Raw genomic sequence first — 942 nt, forward strand, 5'->3', positions numbered from 1 at the left:
ATGGTGCGTCGTGTCGGCTTCGAAGCCGAATGTCTCTCCGGCGAGATGAAAGGCACTGATCTGCCGGCGGCCGTCAGCAAGCAGGCGGTAGACGCGGACGGCGCCGAACTCCACCTGGTAGAAGCCTCCGGCCTTCTCGCCCTGGGCGTAGATTTCCGCGCCTGCGGGATAGAAGCTGAGTGGTTGCAGCAGTGCGGGCTCAAAAGCCTCCGGCAGGTTGGGCTGGGCAGACCGTGACGGCAGCGAAATTCTGAAGGAGGTGTAGGCGTGCATGGCTGTTTTCCCGTTTTATCCGTGACACAGCAATCGCGCGAATCCGCGGGTCGCGAAATTCGGTTATGTCCCTACGGGAAACTACCTAGAGCCGCTCCTCCTGAATCGGTCCAGCGCTGGTCGCCGCAGTGAAGAAAGCTATTCACTTGCTTCGCGGCCCGACACCTGCTGGATCAAGATACGGAAGAAAACGTGGGGTGCACTGTCCGACACCGCAGGCATAAGTGGCTTGAGGGCGCCGGGCTCCCACCAAGCGGCGTGCTTGCTCAACATCGCCCATGCATGGTCACGCTCGAGCTTGTGGCCAATCCGGTCCGGCAGTTCCTCATAACGGCCATCGACGACGACGCTTCTCCAGCCTCGGCCCTGGCCGCGTTCACCCACCTGGACGGACACCAGGGGATTGGCACGCATCCAGTCGATCTTCTTGCCGGGCATGGAAAACGCGTAGAGATGATTGTCGGCGTGCGCATAGTGCACCGGCACCACGTAGGGCTGCCCACCCTTCGCGCATGCCAGATGACCGACACGGTTGGCGGTCAGCAATTTCGTGCATTCCAGGGCGGATAATGTGCGGATCAGCATGTGTGATCTCCTGAGTCTATTGGTCGTCCAACAGACTGTTGGCCCAGCCGCCGGAGCTGTCATTGATCGCAATCAAGGCAGCTT

Annotated in this window: 2 protein-coding genes; both read right to left on the bottom strand. The window is 60.7% G+C overall.

Annotated elements, in window-relative coordinates; genetic code table 11:
• A partial coding sequence (locus EN884_RS37095; RefSeq protein WP_128361187.1) for a cyclic nucleotide-binding domain-containing protein occupies positions 1 to 273 on the bottom strand: 273 nt, incomplete at its 3' end.
• Between the two features lie 138 nt (positions 274 to 411).
• A complete protein-coding gene (locus tag EN884_RS37100) occupies positions 412 to 858 on the bottom strand; it encodes a pyridoxamine 5'-phosphate oxidase family protein (RefSeq protein ID WP_013525374.1) in 447 nt (148 codons plus the stop codon).
• Positions 859 to 942 lie beyond the last annotated feature (84 nt).

This window comes from Mesorhizobium sp. M7A.F.Ca.AU.001.01.1.1, from assembly GCF_004022735.1.
In the GTDB taxonomy this organism is placed as follows: Bacteria; Pseudomonadota; Alphaproteobacteria; order Rhizobiales; family Rhizobiaceae; genus Mesorhizobium; species Mesorhizobium ciceri.